The organism is Mycobacterium barrassiae (assembly GCF_025822765.1).
Taxonomy (GTDB): Bacteria; Actinomycetota; Actinomycetes; order Mycobacteriales; family Mycobacteriaceae; genus Mycobacterium; species Mycobacterium barrassiae.
The window spans coordinates 39,001-55,686 of sequence record NZ_JACKUK010000028.1; the positions used below are offsets into that span (position 1 = coordinate 39,001).

Genomic DNA, 16,686 nt, shown 5'->3' on the forward strand with positions numbered 1-16,686 from the left:
ACCTCAGCGTCGGCGCAGGGTGACCAGCCCGCCGGCTTTCGGGGTGAAGGCGATTCCGCGGAAGTGAACCTTCTCGTCGGGGGCGTTGTCGGTCTCGATCACGAAGTGCCGCAAGATCGTTCGCAATACGACATCGAGTTCGACATTTGCGAACGCCGCCCCGATGCACCTGCGCGTGCCGCCGCCGAACGGTACCCACGCCGTCGGTGTCCTGGTGTTCAGGAACCGGTTCGGGTCGAGGCGTTCGGGATCGGGGAACACGTCGGGATTGCCGTGCACGGTGGCGAGCGCGACCATCACGGTGTAGCCGTGCGGAATCCGCCATTCGCCGAGGTCGAAATGCGGTGCCAGTACGTGGCGTCCGGAGAAGTCGATCACCGTGCGGTTGCGTTGCAACTCCTGGATGAAGGCCTGACGGTACTCATTGCCGCCCGCGTCGTTCTCCTCGACCAGCTTGGCGAGGATGTCCGGGTGGCGGCGCAGCCGCTCGAACGCCCAGCCCAAGGTCGACGCGGTGGTTTCGTGGCCCGCACCCAGCAGCGTCAGCAGCTCGTCGGAGACGTCCTGATCGGACATCGGCGTGCCGTCCTCATAGGTGCTGCGTAACAGCAGCGCGAGGATGTCGGTGCGTTCCTCGAACCGCGGATCGGACTTCGCCTTGGCGATCAGCGCGAAGACGGTCCGGTCGAAGTTGCGGCGGAACTCGGTGAGCCGGCCCCACGGGCTGTAGCGGGTCGTCTTGAACGGCGGCTCCGGCAGCGTGGCCATCCGCGAACCGAGTTCTGCCCACGGCGGGATGATCTCGCGCAGATAGTCCAATTCGGCTCCGTCTGCGCCGAATACGGTCCGCAGGATCACGTTGAGCGTGATCCGGTTCATCGCCTCGAGGGTGCGAAACTCCTTGCCCTCCGGCCAGTTCGCGCTCTCGCGCAGAGTCTCCTCTTCGATGATCTTCTCGTAGTTCTTGATGCTCTGGCCGTGGAACGGCGGCGCGAGCAGCTTGCGGCGCGCGCGGTGCTCCTTGCCGTCCAGCGCGAAGACCGAGCCCGGTCCGAAGATCCTGCTGAGGTTCGGCTGGACATTGATCAGGTCGTCGGTGCTGGCCAGAAACACCTGCCGCACCAGCTTCGGATCTGATACGACCACGCTGCGGCCGAAGAACGGCACATTGATGGCGAACACGGAGCCGTAACGCTTGTGCGCGTAGCCCAAAAATCGTCGGCGGAAGCCTGCCATGAGGACCATCTGGACCGGCTTGGGCAGGCGGACGACGGGCGGATGCTTCCCCGGGGCCGTAGCGGCCTCGGTGTCGATCGTCGCTGCGTCAGTCATCGCTTCTCCTTAGCCCCCGCGGGTCTCGCTCTCCCGACGGGACTATCTGGTACTACGCTGTACCGTAGGTTTGTGTAGTACGGTACCGGTTAGTACCACCCCTTCGCAAGGGGTGCGATGGAGGCGAAATGACGACTGCGCTCAACCAGGGTGTGCGTGCTTCGCATTCCGGTGACACCCCTGATCCGTTCCGTGACCGGCTACTCGACGGCATGGCCGCATCGATCATCGAACGCGGTTTCCGCGACACCACCGTCGCCGATATCGTCCGGCACGCCCGCACCTCCAAGCGCACCTTCTACGAGCGGTTCGCCAGCAAGGAAGAGTGCCTGATCGAGCTGCTTCGCCGGAACAACGAGATCCTGATCGCCAACATCCGCAACGCCGTCGATCCCGAGGCGGACTGGGACGAGCAGATCCGCCAGGCCGTCGACGCCTACGTCGGCCACATCGAAGCGCGGCCCGAGGTGACGCTGAGCTGGATCCGTGAGCTTCCCGCGCTGGGGGCCGTGGCGCAGCCGCTGCATCGGCAGGCCATGGAGCACCTGACCGACATGCTGGTCGCACTCAGCGACAGCCCCGGTTTCCGGCGCGCGCAGATCGCACCGCTGTCGCGCCCCCTGGCGCTGATCGTGCTTGGCGGTCTGCGCGAACTGACCGCCTTGTTCGTCGAGGACGGACGCGATGTGCGCGGCATCACCGACCACGCGATCACCGCGGCAACGGCCATCCTCGGACCGCGCTAGCCGTTCTGTTCTGTGCCCTGTGCCTTAACGGGTTGATCGCACGCACCTGACGCTCGCAATCAACCCGCTAAGCACCTCCTAACCCAGGATCAGCCGCGCCGACTTCTCCAGTCGCTGCGCGATTTCCGCATACGACGCGTACCCCATCCCGGCGCGGACGAGCGCTCCCGCGTACAGCATTTCCAGCGAGTCGATCACGTCCGGGTCGATGCCGGGTCCGAGCGCCACCGTCAACCGGTCGCGGATGTCGCCGCCGATGCGCAACCGCAACACCTCGACGTCGGGGTCTTTACCCAACAGCGCGGTGGTCACGGCGCCTGCGAACTCGGGCTCGTCGGCGACCAGCAGCGCAATGTGTCGGAGCACCTCGATGACGCGTGTCGCCGGATCATCGGAGTCGTGTGCGGCGGGCGGTGACGCGGCGAGCCTGCGCCAAAACACCTCAGCAATAAGGTGTTCCTTCGACGAGAAGTAGGTGTAGGCCGTGGCTGCTCCCACGCCGGCTTCGGCGGCCACCCGGCGCACGGTCAGAGCGGCGAAACCATCTCGGTGAAGGAGCTCGACCGCGGCCCTGCCCAGACGATCGACAGTGTCGGCCTGCTTGGCGGTCAGACGGCGCCGAGTCGACTCCAAGGTCGCGTCGGACACATGTCCGGACGCTACTACAACTGCCATTGACCAGCAACGGTAGGTTGGCCTCCATGAGCGCTACCGACACTGCCCTCCCCGAGGGCGCCGCCCGCCTGTTCGCCCTCGCCGACAAGGTCACCGGTTTCATGCCTGCCGACGAGGGTCGCGTGTTGTACGACACCGCCGTTCGCTATCTGGGCGACGGTATCGGCGTCGAGATCGGCACGTACTGCGGCAAGTCGACGGTGCTGCTCGGCGCCGCGGCCCAGCAGAGCGGCGGCGTCGTCTACACCATCGACCATCACCACGGCTCCGAAGAGCATCAGCCGGGCTGGGAGTACCACGACGAGTCGATGGTCGATCCGGTGACCGGACTGTTCGACACGCTGCCGACGCTGCGCCACACCCTCGACGCCGCCGGGGTGGACGACCACGTCGTAGCGATCGTCGGCCGGTCGACGACGGTGGCCCGTGGATGGCGAACACCGTTGCGGCTCTTGTTCATCGACGGTGGCCACACCGAGGAGGCCGCGCAGCGCGACTTCGACGGCTGGGCCCGGTGGGTTGACGTAGGCGGCGCGCTGATCATCCACGACGTGTTCCCCAATCCGGACGAGGGCGGCCAGGCCCCGTACCACGTCTACCGCAGGGCGCTGGACACCGGCGATTTCCGCGAGGTGTCGGCGACGGGGTCGATGCGGGTACTGGAACGCGTGTCGGGTGTGCCCGGGGATGACCTCTGACGCGCTAGTCCGTCACTGCGGAACCCGCGACGCCATGCAGTCGGTCATCATCTCCCGCACGCGGTAGCGCTTCAGTTTCCCAGTCGCGGTCTTGGGTAATTCGGTGGCGAATTCAACGACCCGCGGCAGCTTGAACGCGGCAAGTTCGGCACGACACCATTCGATCAGTTCGACGGGGTCGACGTCATGGCCTGGTGCGGGCACCACCATCGCCACCGGTTTGTCGATTCCGTCGTCCCCTGGTGCGCCGACGACGGCGGCTTCGACAACCGACGGATGTTCGAGAAGGCGTCCCTCGACTTCGCTGGGCGACACCCAGATGCCGCCGGCCTTCAGCAGGTCGTTGGACCGCCCCAGACAGTGGTAGTAGCCGGACCCGTCGATCAGATAGGTATCACCGGTTCGAAGCCAGCCATCTTGGAAGACAGCCTGATTGGCCTCAGGGCGTTGCCAGTAGCCGGCGGCGATCGACTCGCCGTACACGTACAGGTCGCCGGGTGTTCCCGGCGCGGCGGTGCGTCCCTGGGCGTCTCGGATCTCAATCCGGTAGCCAGGCACCGGCTTTCCCGTGGTGCCTGTGCGGATGTCGCCGGGTCGGTTGGACAGGAAAATGTGCAGGGCTTCGGTCGAACCGATGCCGTCGACGATATCGACCCCGAAGCGACTCTGGAACTGACTGTGTAGCGCGACCGGTAGCACCTCGCCCGCCGAAACGCACAGACGCACCGATTCGAAAGAGTCGTCCGGCAATTCGGACTGCACCAGGCTGGAGTAGAACGTAGGCACCGCGAAAAACAGGGTGGGCGCGGTTGCCGCCAACCGCTCGCGCATCGACTCGGGCGTTGGCCGCAACGGTTGCAGAACTGAGGTCGCGCCTGCCGCGAGCGGGAAGAACAAGCTGTTTCCGATGCCATAGGCGAAGAACATCTTCGCCACCGACAGACACCGGTCCTCCTGCCGGATGTCGAGGGTTAGACGTCCGTAGGTTTCATAGACATGGCGGATGTTGGCATGTCTATGCATGGCTGCCTTCGGTTTACCGGTGGTACCGGAGGTGTAGAGCCATAGCGCGCTGGAGTCAGCATCAGTGATGGCGGGTGCCTGCGGGTCACCGAGCAGGCCCGTCCAGGAGTGGACTTGCATATTGGCACGACTCGGAGTGGGTAGCCGGTCGCTGGAAGAGGCGGCAATGAGATGTTCGACGTCACTACAGAATTCGAGGCTCGACAGCACGGCGCCGACGTAGTCCTCGGTAGCGACCACCACACGTGCGCCCGAGTCACGGATTATCTGCTCGAGCTCTCTGCTGGTCAGCATCGTCGACGTCGGCATGGCCACGAATCCGGCGTGGAAGGCGGCCAGGATGGTTTCGGCCATCTCGATGTCGTCGCTCATCACCATCGCGACCCGGTCCCTGGGCTGCAACCCGAGTGCCCGCAGTCCGCCGGCCAGGCGTGCCACGTCGTCCGAGAGCTGGCTATAGGTCCGCGTGTGAGAGCCGATCAGCGCGACCTTGTCACCGATGCCCCCGCGCACCTGGCGGTGGACCAGGAAGTCGGCGGCATTGAAGAAGTCCAGGTCCATCGCGTTCACACCCGTTCGTGGTCGAAGCTTGCACGCGCGCCCGTGCCGTATCGTCGCAACGCGCCCTCCGGCCCGGCGGCGTTGGGCCGCACGAAGATCCAGTTCTGCCAGGCCGTCAGACGCCCGAAAATCTTCGACTCTTGGGTTTCCGGGCCGACGAACCGATGGTTGGCTTCCATTCCCGTCAATGCGTCCGGTGATAGTGCCGCCCGTTCCTCGAGGACGATACGGAGTTCGTCGGCGAAATCGATGTCATCCAGCGCCGACGTGACCAACCCGAGTTCGCCCGCGGCCTCCGCGATCAAAGGTTCATTGATTCGATTGGCGACCGCGGTGAGAAGCTCGGGATGGCCGTAGAAGCGGGACTCCAGCCGCGTCAAGCCATTACCCATGGGGAACGCGCCGAAGTTCGACTCAGTCACCTCGACCGCGGCCGGACATGCGTCGGGCTCCGCATCTTCGTAAACTCCCTCGAGCATGTACTGGCGATCACAGGCCAGTGCCAACTCCAGCAGGAAGCCGACGTACGCACTGCCCGGTTCGATCACCGCGAAAAGGCTGCGACTGGTCACATCGAGACGCTTGAGTGTCCGCTTGTAGTAGTGGATCACCTCGTTGACGAACCAGTCGTGGGCGAGTTCGCGGAGCTGCTTGTCATACGCCCGGGCGTTGTCTTGATTCCCGAGCACCCGGAAAACCCATGTCCCTAGGTCGATCTCATTGGTTCGAAGGTGCAAGATCAGGTCGTCCAGCTCGCGGGTGAGCGCGAGCGGGTAGTAGTCGTCCCCCTGCGAGAGGACGGCAGCGGCATCGGCTGGCGGAACCGATTCCGGTGCCGACACCTCGATGTCGACGCGACGTCCCGTCCGGTCCAACGTGGCACGAACATGCCGGTAGATGATCTCATCGTCGTCGTTCCGCCGCGACAGTCGTGTCAGGGTGACGCCGTTGGGGCTGTCAGGCCGGGTTGACCGGTTGGCCGCCTGCTCGGCCAGCGCGTGAACCCGCGCATCAAATTGTGCGGGTGCCACCGTCTCGTCTATGAGGCCCCACTCGACCGCGGTATGCCCTCGAACCCCTTCGGATTTCGTCGCAAATACGTCTGCTCGGTCCTTTCGGACCTTGCGTTTGTCGACAACGCGTGTCAGGCCACCGGTCCCCGGAAGCACGCCCAACAACGGCACCTCTGGCAAGGACACCGCCGAGGAACCGTCGTCGACCAGGACTATCTGCTCGCACGCCAGCGCCAACTCGTATCCGCCACCCGCGGCGGTGCCGTTGAGCGCGGCTATGTACGTCTGGCCGGAGTGCTGCGTGGCATCCTCGATCCCGTTGCGCGTCTCGTTGGTGAACTTGCAAAAGTTCACCTTCCACGTGTGCGGTGACTGAGCCAACATCCGGATGTTGGCACCGGCACAGAACATTCGATCCATTCCGCCGCTTACGACAACGGCCTTGACCTCAGGGTGTTCGAAGCGCAGACGCTGTACCGCGTCGTACAGTTCGATGTCCACACCCAGGTCGTAGGAGTTCATCTTGAGCTCGTATCCGGGGACGATCCCGGCGTGCGGATCGACGCTGAGCGTGAGGGTCGCGACCGGCCCGTCGGTCTCCAGCCGCCAATGTCGATACTCGGCGGGTTCGGTCACAAACGAAACAATCGTGGCATCGGGCGCGATCGGCGGTGCCGTCGTGGCAGCGGTCATGACAGCCTCCTCAGGTCAACGCTTCTTCGCGAAGATGTACGTAATCGAATTCGACTGGCTGCTCGTTGATTCCGGTCTTCGGAGGCGCGATCCAGCCGGCGAATTCACCGGGCTGGTAGTGGGGCACCATCAGTGCGGCCACGCGCGAGCGGTCTTCATCGGTCGGCAGCCAGTCGTCTGCGCGACGATGCCAATCCTCGGCGGTCATCACGTCACCGTCCGGCGAGATGAAGTGACCGCCGTAGTTGCCGATCTTTCGGTTGAAGCCCTCATGCGGGAGCGTGAGCCGCTGATCGAGCCCCGCGTTCTCCAACGCCCGATTCCACTTCCGGACGCCTTTTCGGCAATCGGCAACGTATTCGTCGCGGAGATCGAGGTTGAGCGCGGTGAGGTACGGTACCGATTCCTCGACGATGCGACCGTCAGCCACCATGCGCACCGGGTAGATCGCCTCAGTGAGGAGGTGATCGTCGTTGCGGCGGGTTTCCAACCAGCGCCCCTTGAGCCCACCCGTGTAGTAAGCGGCGGCGTTGGTTGACTGCTCAGAACCGAAAAGGTCCAACGACACCGAGAATTGGGCATTCAGATACTTCTGGATGACCGACAGCGGGATGCCACCGTATTCGAAGATGTCGTCGGTGTTGTGCGCAGCCATCAACTCCGCTGTGCGCTCGACCGTACGTTCCACCCCGGTGGTCCCGACAAACATGTGGTGAGCTTCTTCCTTGAGCATGAACTCACAGGTCCGCGCCAAGGGATCGAATGCCGACTCCTTCAATGTTCCCAGCTGATACTTGCCGTCGCGGTCGGTGAAGTAGGTGAACATGAAGAACTGCAACCAGTCGGTGGTCTTCTCGTTGAACGCACCGAGGATTCGCGGCGTGTTGACATCGCCGGAGTTTCGCTTCAGCAGCTGTTCGGCCTCGTCTCTGCCGTCACGACCGAAGTATGCGTGCAGTAGATACACCATCGCCCAGAGGTGGCGTCCCTCTTCGACATTGACCTGGAACAGGTTCCGGAGATCGTAGATGCTCGGTGCGGTGCGGCCCAGAATCCGCTGTTGCTCAACGGATGCCGGCTCGGTGTCGCCCTGCACGATGATCAGGCGCATCAGCTCCGCCCGGTATTCGCCGGGCACCTCTTGCCACGCCGGCTCGCCCTTGTGTTGTCCGAAACCGATCCTTCGATCGCCGTCGCGCTCGGCTAGGAAGATGCCCCAGCGGTATTCGTTCATCGGCACATGTTCGAAGTGCGCCCAGCCGTCGCGTCCGACGGCGACCGCTGTCCGCAGATAGACGTCCTTTGTCGGCAGCTCAGGTCCTAGCGACTGCCACCAGTCCCGGAACTTCGGCTGCCAACCCTCGAGTGCCCGCTGCAGCCGACGGTCCTGTGACAGGTTGACGTTGTTTGGGATCCGCTGGCTGTAGTCGATCCTGCTCAGCGGCCCGGTCGGAACCGGTGCCGTGCCTGTTTGCGCCCGCTCGACTGCCATGTTGCCTCCAACGTCGGTGCGTCAATATTCTACGTTCAGTCTGCGGTTCGCAATAGTCATGTAGCAGATTCTTGATCATGACACCCGGTAACGGCCCGCTTGGTTCTACGCAGATCCGTGATCCGCTGTATGAACGTCACACTTGTCGAAGGAATCGCGCGTTGAGTACGAAAGGATGGGCTCATGGGTCCGGAGCCTCGCGAGTTGGGGTCGAGCGCGCGAAGCCTGTTGCTCACCATCCTGGGTGAGTTCGTGCGCCCTCGCGGCGTCCCGGTGTGGACGGCAACCTTGGTGGCGGGACTCGCAGCGCTCGGCGTCGAGGAAAAAGCCGCCCGCCAGGCGATCGCACGGTCGGCAGCCCACGGGGTGCTGGAGTCGCGGAAGTCCGGGCGCCGGGTGTCGTGGCAGATGACTACGGCTGGAACTCGGCTGCTGACGGACGGCGCTCGACGGATCTACGGCTTCCTGATAGACACATCGGCCTGGGACGGAGAGTGGCTCGTCCTCTCGGTCGGTATTCCGGAGTCGCAGCGGCAGCTGCGCCAGCAGTTGCGCACCCGGCTCACGTGGTTGGGAATGGGCTCACCCACCCCGGGAATCTGGATTCTTCCCGACGTGACCAAAGTCGGCGAGGTGGCGACGATCATCGACGACCTCGGCCTCGCGGGGCACGCTTTCGCCTGGACCGGCAAGCTCGCCTCCATCGGCAAAACCGATTCACTGATCGGAGACGCATGGAATCTGAGCGCAGTCGAAGACCGCTACGCAGACTTCCTCAGTACATTCGGCAAGCTGCGGGCCACCACACCGGCCGAGGCGTACGTAGCCCAGGTCCGCCTGGTTCATGCCTGGCGACGATTTCCATTCCTGGATCCCGCGCTTCCACGTGAACTGCTCGATCACGATTGGCCGGGCCCTCAGGCGGCGGCGCTCTTCCACCGTCGCCACGACGAATGGCACAGCCAAGCCCAGACATACTGGACCGAATTGGAGGCGCTAACCGGGAGACGCTAGCGATCGCTGGTCGCGCACTCGCAGTCGTACTCGCCCTCGAGGCCGCGGGGCAGGTCCGCGCCGCGGAAGATGCCGCTGGCCGCCGTCGTGCGCGATAACGCATCGGCCGCGAGGATCATCGCCGCACCGGTCCACGTGGTGCGCTCGACGGGCCACCGCTTGCCATCGGCATAGACCAAACCGGTCCAGTACGACCCGTCCTCTTCGCGCAGATGATGCATCGAGGCGAACTGCTCATGTGCACGGACTGTATCGCCGATGGCGTCCAATGCCATTACCAGCTCGCAGGTTTCGGCTCCGGTCACCCACGGCCGGTCGTCGACGCAGCGGATGCCGAGGCCGGGCACGACGAAGTCGTCCCATCGTTCGTCGATGCGTGACCGGGCGGGCGCACCACGCAAGGCGCCGCCAAGCACCGGGTAGTACCACTCCATCGACCAACGGTCCTTGGTGACGAAGGCGTCCGGGTGCTCGGCGATCACGTGACCGAGCCGGCCGGCCGCGAGCTCCCATTCCGGCTGCGGATCGTCGAAGTAGTCTGCGAGCGCAAGCGCACACCGGAGGCTGTGATAGATGCTCGCGCAACCGGTGAGCAGTGCTTCCGGTTCCAGCCCCGACGGGCTTCTTGCCCAAGCGATTTCACCACCGCTGAGCTGCATGTCGAGTACGAAGTCGACGGCCTTTGTGACGACCGGCCACATCGTCTCGGCGAATCGACGGTCGCGGGTGATCAGCACGTGGTGCCAGACGCCGGTCGCGATGTAGGCGCAGAAGTTGCTGTCGCTGTTGGCATCCTCGATGACGCCGTTGCGCACCTGGATCGGCCATGAGCCGTCGGGCCGCTGCATATTGCGACACCACTCGAACGCGCCGCGCGCGGGCTCGAGAAGTCCGGCCGCCGTCAGCGCCATCGCGTTCTCGACGTGGTCCCAGGGATCGGTGTGGCCGCCCTCGAACCACGGAATAGCTCCAGAGGACTCCTGCGTGTCGGCGATCGATCGAGCGGTCTGGCGGCATTGCGCCGGCGTCAGAACACCGGGCACGCCGGGCACGTTAGGAGACAGCAACAGGTACCACCGGCTTCTTGAAATACATGGCGACGCTCTTGCCGATCAGCGGGTTCAGCACTGACTCCGCCGTCCGCGTGAGCCAGGGTCGGCTCATCATGTCCCACACCAGCAGCTTGTGATATGCCGTCACCGCTGGGTGATCCGACTTCTCCGTTCCGACAGCGCATTTCAGCCACCAATAGGGAGCGTGCAGCGCATGCGCATGGTGGGTGCCGGTGAGTGTCAGGCCGTGCGCGAGCACCTTGTCCCGCAGCGCGTCGCCCTTGTAGATCCTGATGTGCCCGCCCTCATTGGCGTGGTACTCGTCGGACAAAATCCAGCACACCTTCTCGGGCAGCCAGCGGGGAACCGTGATCGCCAGGGCGCCACCGGGTTTGAGGACTCGAACGAGTTCTGCGATCGCTCGGTCGTCCTCGGGTACGTGCTCGAGGATTTCCGACGCGATGACGCAGTCGAAGGTGCCGTCGCCGTACGGCAGGCCCAGCGCGTCGCCCTTGACCACCTCGGCCTTCGCCGACGCCGGCACCTCGCCCTTGTCCTTCATCGCCTTCAGGATCTCGTCGACGTTGTTGAGATCCTCGACGTTCTGATCGAAGCCGATGACGTCGGCGCCTCGCCGGTAGGCCTCGAAAGTGTGCCTGCCTGCGCCGCAGCCGACGTCGATCACCTTCGTGCCTGCGCCGACACCGAGCCGGTCATAGTCGACGGTCAGCATTTCGCGACCCGCTCACACGCCTGCTCGTACACCGCAACCGTCTGTGCCGCAACGGATTCCCAGCTGAACACATCCAGTGCACGCTGTCGGCCGTTCGCACCGAGCCGGCGTAGTTCCAGCGGCGAGTCGAGGAGTTCGCCGAGCACCCTGGTCAACTCATCGACGTCGGCCGGGGTCACCAACCGCGCGCATTCACCGTCGGCGCCGACCACCTCGGGCAGCGCTCCCGCCCGACTGGCGACGATCGGCGTGCCACTGGCCATCGCCTCCACCGCAGGCAGCGAGAAGCCCTCGTAAAGCGAAGGGATGCAGGCGACTTCGGCCGACGCCAGCAGGTCGGCGAGCTCTGCATCGGTCAGCCCGCTCGAGCTGTGCACGATGTCGGAGATGCCCAACTCCGCGATCAGCTTCTCGGTCGGGCCATTGGGTTCGAGCTTGGCGACGAGCTGCAACTCGAGGTCGCGTTCGACGCGCAGCCGCGCGACGGCGTTCAGCAGATGCGCGACGCCCTTCAGCGGCACGTCGGCACTTGCGATCGCGATGATGCGGTTACGCACCCGACGTTCGGCGGGCTTGAACAGTTCGGTGTCGACGCCCAGCGGTACGACGTGCAGCTGGTTCGGCGTCACGCCGAAGTCCTCGGCGATGTCGGCGGCCGACGTCGATGAGACCGTGAGCAGTTCGGGGATCCGTCGCGCGACATCCTTCTGCATCTCGGCGAAGCCGTACCAGCGGCGCACCAACGGCTTACGCCACCACGGTGCCGCCGCAACGTCGAGCACGCGATCGCGAGTGATCGGATGGTGCACGGTCGCCACCACCGGCAAGCCGATGTCCGCGATTTTCAGCAGCCCGGAGCCCAGGCACTGGTTGTCGTGCACCACGTCGAAGTCGTCCCGCCGCTCGGCCAGCACGCGCGCAGCACGCAGGCTGAACGTCTTCGGCTCCGGGAAACCCGCGGTCCACGTCGTCAGCAGCTCGCGAAGGTCGATCGTCGTCTTGATCTCGTTGGGCCACGGAATGCGGAACGGGTCCGGCTCGCGGTAGAGGTCGAGGCTCGGCACCTTGGTCAGGCGCACCCGCGGATCGAGGCCCTCGGGGTACGGCTGGCCGGAGAACACCTCGACGTCATGGCCCAGCTCGACGAGTCCCCTGGACAGGTGGCGGACGTAGACCCCCTGCCCGCCGCAATGGGTCTTACTCCGGTACGACAACAAAGCGATGCGCATGCTCAACTCACGGCAATGCGCGCTTGCGGACACGTCCAGGCCCGGTGAGCAGGACAAATCACATCACTCAAAGACCCCGAACCTTTCTGGACATGTGTCCAGACTATAGTTTGACTAGCTATCGGACGCAACGCGTCCCTACTGCTCTGACTACCACATACGGTGCGGGGCGCGCTCTCCGACCTCTCTCCGCCGACCGCCTCGCAAGCTCACGGCTCCTGCTGCTCCGGCGGGAATCCCCCGGTGGCGACCGGACCCCAGCGCGTGGGTGTGACGCGGATCAGACACTTGCCCTGATCGACCATCGCCTGCCGGTACTCATCCCAGTCGGGATGCTCGCCGGAGATGGCACGGAAGTAGTCCACGAGCGGTTCGACGGCATCGGGGAGGTCGATTACCTCGGCAACGCCGTCGACCTGCACGTAGGCTCCGTTGAACTCGTCGGACAGCACGGTGACGCTCGCGCGCGGCGTGCGCCGGATGTTGGCGGACTTGGCCCGCTGCGGATAGCTCGCGATCACAATGCGGCCTTGATCGTCGACGCCGCCCGTCACCGGCGAACTCTGCAAGGAGCCGTCGGATCGAAATGTGGTGAGGACCATACGATGTCGTGGTCTGACAAAGTCCAGCAGCTGAGGCAGATCGACAGCGTCGGCGGTCGCGTACTTTCTGGCCATGACCCAACACTAGTGACGGGATAGCGATGGAAGCCTTCGAGAAGCTCGTCTCCATGCTCGACTATCCGATGTATGTCGTCACCACCCGCGCCGGCGACGAACGCTCCGGATGTCTGGTCGGGTTCACCAGCCAGGTGAGCATCGGACCGCCGCGGTTCCTGGTCGGCCTGTCGAACAAGAACCACACCTACCGGGTCGCGCGCGACGCGACGCATCTGGCCGTCCATCTCCTGCCGCGACGACACCGCGAATTGGCCCGGCTGTTCGGCAGCGAGACCACCGATCATGTGGACAAGTTCAGCCGGTGCGGGTGGCGCGAAGGCCCGCACGAGATGCCGATCCTCGACGACGCGGCGGGCTGGTTCGTCGGTGAGGTGCTCAACCGCTACGACCTCGGGGACCACGTCGGCTTTCTGTTGGAACCCGTCACCGGCGACGCCCCTGACTCGTTCGAGCAGCTGGTGACCTTTTCCGATGTCCGAGACCTGGAGCCCGGACACGAGGCGTGACTGCTCGACGGTCCGCGGATCCGTCGCCCACTCCGCACCGAGCGTGCGTCCACTGCGAAATTCCGGCCAGCTTTTCGCGGTGACCGCACATTCGGCGGTCGCGGAGAACTTTCGTCACGTGTCATAAGACGGCGCTATGCTTCGAACATGCGTTCGGATAAAGAGATGCTCGTCGAAGCACTGGATGCCATCGAAGCGGGCTGCCGAGCTGTTGGGGTGTTTCCGTTGGAGACGTTGTCACGTTCCGACGGGCAGGCCCTGCTGGCGCGGCTCGACCAGTTGGACCAGAAGATCGTCGCCGTGCACCGCCGACTCCAGGGCCGGCTGATCACTACGGCGCGCGGGGTCACGGGTCGGACTTGCGCTTGAGCGTCCATGCCGGGATCCAATGCGTCACCGCTTTGCGGCGGGCACCGTAGGCGATCTCGTAGGTGACCAGGCCCCACCAGTAGCCCTGTTCGCAAGTGCCCCAACACGTCAGCTTGCCCTCGACGATCGAGTGCAGTTGCAGTCCGGCGGGGTTGTAGCCACCGGTTCGATGTGGCTCGCGCGGGAACACCGCCGCGAGGTCGACGAGCACCGTGACAGGTGGGTCGACCCGGCGGAACGCCGGCGCTACCGGCTGCCCGTTGTAGCCGATGGATTGAAGCTCACCCACCGTTCGATCATACGTTCGAATACGGCAGTACGAACGCGACCGGTTGCGGGAAGCCCAGCCCGACCAACCGCGACTCGCGCACTGCCGCGACGTCCACCGAACGGACCTCCCCGGACGACGGTTCGTAGCAGCTCAACCTCTGGTCGTCGGCATCGACGATCAGCACCCAGTGCCGAGGGATCACCCGCCCGACGAGCATCGCGACCGGCCGACCCCTCCCAGCGGCGGCGACCACATCACCCAGGCTGTCGCGACGGCCCCAGCGACGGCCCCGGAAGAGACGCCAGCGGTACCAGACCCCTGCCGTCGCACCCTCGGCAGTGAGTGCGCGCGCCATGCCCCACGGCGTCGTGCCGAGCCGACGCGGCCAGATCCGGTTCACGTCGGCATGCACGCGTAGTTGTTCGGCATCGAACAGAGCGGCACCGGACACCGGGTCTGCGAACGCGGCGCGACGACGCGGGTCGAGCATTGCGCCCGCCATCAACGCGGCCGACGGACCACACGTCACCCCGTCGCGTTGGCGCAGCCGCAGACCCTCGAGCTTCATCGGCTCAAGTGTGGCATCGGCCGGTCCAATTCCATTCGGTGATTGTGGGCCATTCGCTGTTCCCACAGCGCAATTCCTGCCAATTGGCAATCAATTACTGCCATCGGAATTAAATCCCTGACCTCCTGGTTTACAAGATCAGCTGCAGCGCGAACCGCGACATATGCCACGGCTCGAAATACGAAGAGGGAAGAAAGAAGAAGGCTCCAAAAATGAAGAAGTTTGGATTCGCCACCGTCGCCGCGAGTGCACTGACCGCCGCCTTCCTCGGACTGGCCGCTCCGGCGCTGGCCGCACCGTCAGGACCCGGGAACGCTCAAGACACGATCAGCGATCTCCAGGCGCAGGGCTACACCGTCATCGTCAACCGCATCGGTAACGCTCCGCTCGACAAGGCGACCGTTGTCGCAGTGCGGCCCGGGCATAGCTACACCCGAACCGACAGCAGCCAACCAGGTGAAGATCGCATCACCACGCTGCTGAGCAAGACGGTCTACGTCGACGTGAAGTAGCGCGAGGTGAATTAGCCCCTCACCTCGACAAGCCTCCCGATGCCTCCCCCCGGGCGTCGGGAGGCTTGTCCGTTTCCGTGAACAAGTGTTTCGGATCGCCGGCGGGCGGTTAATCGAGACCCAATGGGCTTCGACATCACCCCGACCGCTGCGCAGCACGACCTGGCACGCCGCACACACGAATTCGCCGAGAACGTGGTGCGGCCGGTGGCAGCCGACTACGACCAGCGCCAGGAGTTCCCATGGCCGGTCCTCGAGGAGGCGGCGACTCAGGGCTTCTACAGTCCGCTGTTCTACCGCGACCTCATCGGCGATCCCACCGGCCTCTCCCTGCCGATGTTCATGGAGGAGCTGTTCTGGGGCTGCGCCGGCATCGGGCTGGCCGTCGTGATGCCCGCGCTCGCGCTCTCGGCCATCGGCCAGGCGGCCTCACCGGAACAGATGCTCCAGTGGGCACCTGAATGCTTCGGCACGCCAGGCGATCTCAAACTCGCCGCCCTGGCAATCTCCGAACCCGAGGGCGGCAGCGACGTCCGCAACCTGCGGACCACCGCCCGCCGTGACGGTTCGGGGCCGGACGCCGACTGGATCATCAACGGCCACAAGATGTGGATCGGCAACGGCGGCATCGCCAACGTCCACGTGGTCAACGCCGTCGACGACCAGGAGCTGGGGCACAAAGGACAGGCGCTGTTCATCGTGCCCGGCGGAACCCCCGGGTTGGAGCTGGTCCGCAAGCTCGACAAGCTCGGCTGCCGCGCCTCGCACACCGCCGAGCTCAAGTTCAACGACGTCCGGGTCCCTGCCGCCAACCTGCTCGGCGGGCAGGACAGGCTCGACCACAAACTCGCCAAGGCGCGCGAGGCGATCGAAGGCGGCGCACGTTCCGGCTCCGCCACCCTCGGCACCTTCGAGCAGACGCGACCGATGGTGGCGGCGCAGGCCCTCGGAATCGCGCGGGCCGCACTGGAATACGCCACCGAGTACGCCAACGGGCGTGAGGCGTTCGGCGCGCCGATCATCGACAACCAGGGCATCGCCTTTCCGCTTGCCGATCTCGCCACCGGCATCGACGCCGCACGGTTGCTCACCTGGCGGGCATCCTGGATGGCGGCGAGCGGTATCCCGTTCGAGCGTGGTGAGGGATCGATGTCCAAGCTCGCGGCGAGCGAGGTGGCCGTGCGGACCACCGAGCGCGGCATCCAGACCATGGGTGGCTGGGGCTACGTCAAGGACCATCCTGTCGAGAAGTGGTACCGGGATGCCAAGCTGTACACCATCTTCGAGGGCACCAGCGAGATCCAGCGCATCGTCATCTCCAACGCCCTCGGCGCCGCCGCAGGTAAGCCGCCGCTGCACGTCGACCTCGAACCCACCGGCGGTCCGTTCAACCGGATGTTCGGTCGCGGTACACCGGCACGCACCCAGGCCGGCAGCGCCGCACTCGCGGTGAAGGACCGCATTCCCGCCCCGGTCATGAGGCTGGCGATGAAGGTGTTGCAGCCACCGCGCAAATGAC

18 protein-coding genes are annotated in these 16,686 nt (G+C 65.0%); 7 read left to right on the forward strand and 11 right to left on the reverse strand.

What is annotated here, in order from left to right:
* Positions 1 to 3 precede the first annotated feature (3 nt).
* Positions 4 to 1,332, reverse strand: coding sequence for a cytochrome P450 (locus H7J93_RS19160; protein WP_267307888.1), 1,329 nt, complete (start codon positions 1,330 to 1,332; stop codon positions 4 to 6).
* Positions 1,333 to 1,460: 128 nt separating this feature from the next.
* Here H7J93_RS19160 and H7J93_RS19165 point away from each other — a divergent pair, with 128 nt between their 5' ends.
* Positions 1,461 to 2,078, forward strand: a complete 618-nt coding sequence (locus tag H7J93_RS19165) for a TetR/AcrR family transcriptional regulator (RefSeq protein ID WP_267307889.1) — start codon at positions 1,461 to 1,463, stop codon at positions 2,076 to 2,078.
* A gap of 78 nt (positions 2,079 to 2,156) precedes the next feature.
* On the opposite strand, the gene H7J93_RS19170 is transcribed toward H7J93_RS19165, so the two are convergent.
* Entirely contained in the window at positions 2,157 to 2,726 is a 570-nt protein-coding gene (locus tag H7J93_RS19170; protein WP_267307890.1) for a TetR/AcrR family transcriptional regulator, read from the reverse strand.
* Between the two features lie 53 nt (positions 2,727 to 2,779).
* On the opposite strand from H7J93_RS19170, the gene H7J93_RS19175 reads away from it, so the two are divergent.
* Positions 2,780 to 3,451: a class I SAM-dependent methyltransferase gene (locus tag H7J93_RS19175; protein ID WP_267307891.1), complete on the forward strand. Its 672-nt coding sequence runs from the start codon at positions 2,780 to 2,782 to the stop codon at positions 3,449 to 3,451.
* 12 nt (positions 3,452 to 3,463) lie between these two features.
* On the opposite strand, the gene H7J93_RS19180 is transcribed toward H7J93_RS19175, so the two are convergent.
* Genes H7J93_RS19180 through boxB form a run of 3 tightly spaced genes read right to left on the reverse strand, consistent with a single transcriptional unit; the run spans position 3,464 to position 8,233 of the window.
* Positions 3,464 to 5,035, reverse strand: coding sequence for a benzoate-CoA ligase family protein (locus H7J93_RS19180; protein ID WP_267307983.1), 1,572 nt, complete (start codon positions 5,033 to 5,035; stop codon positions 3,464 to 3,466).
* A 5-nt stretch (positions 5,036 to 5,040) separates the two neighbouring features.
* Positions 5,041 to 6,741, reverse strand: coding sequence for a 2,3-epoxybenzoyl-CoA dihydrolase (gene boxC, locus H7J93_RS19185; RefSeq protein WP_267307892.1), 1,701 nt, complete (start codon positions 6,739 to 6,741; stop codon positions 5,041 to 5,043).
* 10 nt (positions 6,742 to 6,751) lie between these two features.
* The gene (boxB, locus tag H7J93_RS19190) at positions 6,752 to 8,233 is read right to left on the reverse strand and encodes a benzoyl-CoA 2,3-epoxidase subunit BoxB (protein WP_267307893.1); all 1,482 of its coding nucleotides are present in this window, start codon (positions 8,231 to 8,233) and stop codon (positions 6,752 to 6,754) included.
* A 183-nt stretch (positions 8,234 to 8,416) separates the two neighbouring features.
* Here boxB and H7J93_RS19195 point away from each other — a divergent pair, with 183 nt between their 5' ends.
* Positions 8,417 to 9,247, forward strand: coding sequence for a PaaX family transcriptional regulator (locus H7J93_RS19195; protein WP_267307894.1), 831 nt, complete (start codon positions 8,417 to 8,419; stop codon positions 9,245 to 9,247).
* Here H7J93_RS19195 and mmpH read toward each other — a convergent pair.
* The 4 genes from mmpH to H7J93_RS19215 all read right to left on the reverse strand — a co-directional run bounded on the left by mmpH (position 9,244) and on the right by H7J93_RS19215 (position 12,938).
* Positions 9,244 to 10,314, reverse strand: a complete 1,071-nt coding sequence (gene mmpH / locus H7J93_RS19200; protein WP_276022171.1) for an MMP endo-(1,4)-3-O-methyl-alpha-D-mannosidase — start codon at positions 10,312 to 10,314, stop codon at positions 9,244 to 9,246. The genes H7J93_RS19195 and mmpH overlap by 4 nt on opposite strands.
* Positions 10,301 to 11,032: a class I SAM-dependent methyltransferase gene (locus H7J93_RS19205; protein WP_267307895.1), complete on the reverse strand. Its 732-nt coding sequence runs from the start codon at positions 11,030 to 11,032 to the stop codon at positions 10,301 to 10,303. Before H7J93_RS19205 ends, mmpH begins: the two co-directional genes overlap by 14 nt.
* On the reverse strand, positions 11,026 to 12,261 hold the full coding sequence (gene manT / locus H7J93_RS19210) for an MMP alpha-(1->4)-mannosyltransferase (protein ID WP_267307896.1): 1,236 nt from the start codon (positions 12,259 to 12,261) through the stop codon (positions 11,026 to 11,028). Before manT ends, H7J93_RS19205 begins: the two co-directional genes overlap by 7 nt.
* A gap of 209 nt (positions 12,262 to 12,470) precedes the next feature.
* Positions 12,471 to 12,938, reverse strand: a complete 468-nt coding sequence (locus H7J93_RS19215; protein ID WP_267307897.1) for a PPOX class F420-dependent oxidoreductase — start codon at positions 12,936 to 12,938, stop codon at positions 12,471 to 12,473.
* Between the two features lie 26 nt (positions 12,939 to 12,964).
* Here H7J93_RS19215 and H7J93_RS19220 point away from each other — a divergent pair, with 26 nt between their 5' ends.
* Both H7J93_RS19220 and H7J93_RS19225 read left to right on the forward strand, forming a co-directional pair.
* On the forward strand, positions 12,965 to 13,447 hold the full coding sequence (locus tag H7J93_RS19220; RefSeq protein WP_267307898.1) for a flavin reductase family protein: 483 nt from the start codon (positions 12,965 to 12,967) through the stop codon (positions 13,445 to 13,447).
* Positions 13,448 to 13,594: 147 nt separating this feature from the next.
* Positions 13,595 to 13,816 (forward strand): hypothetical protein, encoded by a 222-nt coding sequence (locus H7J93_RS19225; protein WP_267307899.1) that lies wholly within the window; start codon positions 13,595 to 13,597, stop codon positions 13,814 to 13,816.
* Here H7J93_RS19225 and H7J93_RS19230 read toward each other — a convergent pair.
* A complete protein-coding gene (locus tag H7J93_RS19230; RefSeq protein ID WP_267307900.1) occupies positions 13,794 to 14,105 on the reverse strand; it encodes a hypothetical protein in 312 nt (103 codons plus the stop codon). The two genes, H7J93_RS19225 and H7J93_RS19230, sit on opposite strands and share 23 nt — an antisense overlap.
* Positions 14,106 to 14,112: 7 nt before the next feature.
* Positions 14,113 to 14,655 carry a hypothetical protein gene (locus H7J93_RS19235; protein ID WP_267307901.1) on the reverse strand — a complete coding sequence of 181 codons (543 nt, stop codon included), beginning with the start codon at positions 14,653 to 14,655 and terminating at the stop codon, positions 14,113 to 14,115.
* A 212-nt stretch (positions 14,656 to 14,867) separates the two neighbouring features.
* On the opposite strand from H7J93_RS19235, the gene H7J93_RS19240 reads away from it, so the two are divergent.
* Positions 14,868 to 15,167 carry a hypothetical protein gene (locus tag H7J93_RS19240; RefSeq protein ID WP_267307902.1) on the forward strand — a complete coding sequence of 100 codons (300 nt, stop codon included), beginning with the start codon at positions 14,868 to 14,870 and terminating at the stop codon, positions 15,165 to 15,167.
* A gap of 123 nt (positions 15,168 to 15,290) precedes the next feature.
* A complete protein-coding gene (locus tag H7J93_RS19245) occupies positions 15,291 to 16,685 on the forward strand; it encodes an acyl-CoA dehydrogenase family protein (protein WP_267307903.1) in 1,395 nt (464 codons plus the stop codon).
* Position 16,686 lies beyond the last annotated feature (1 nt).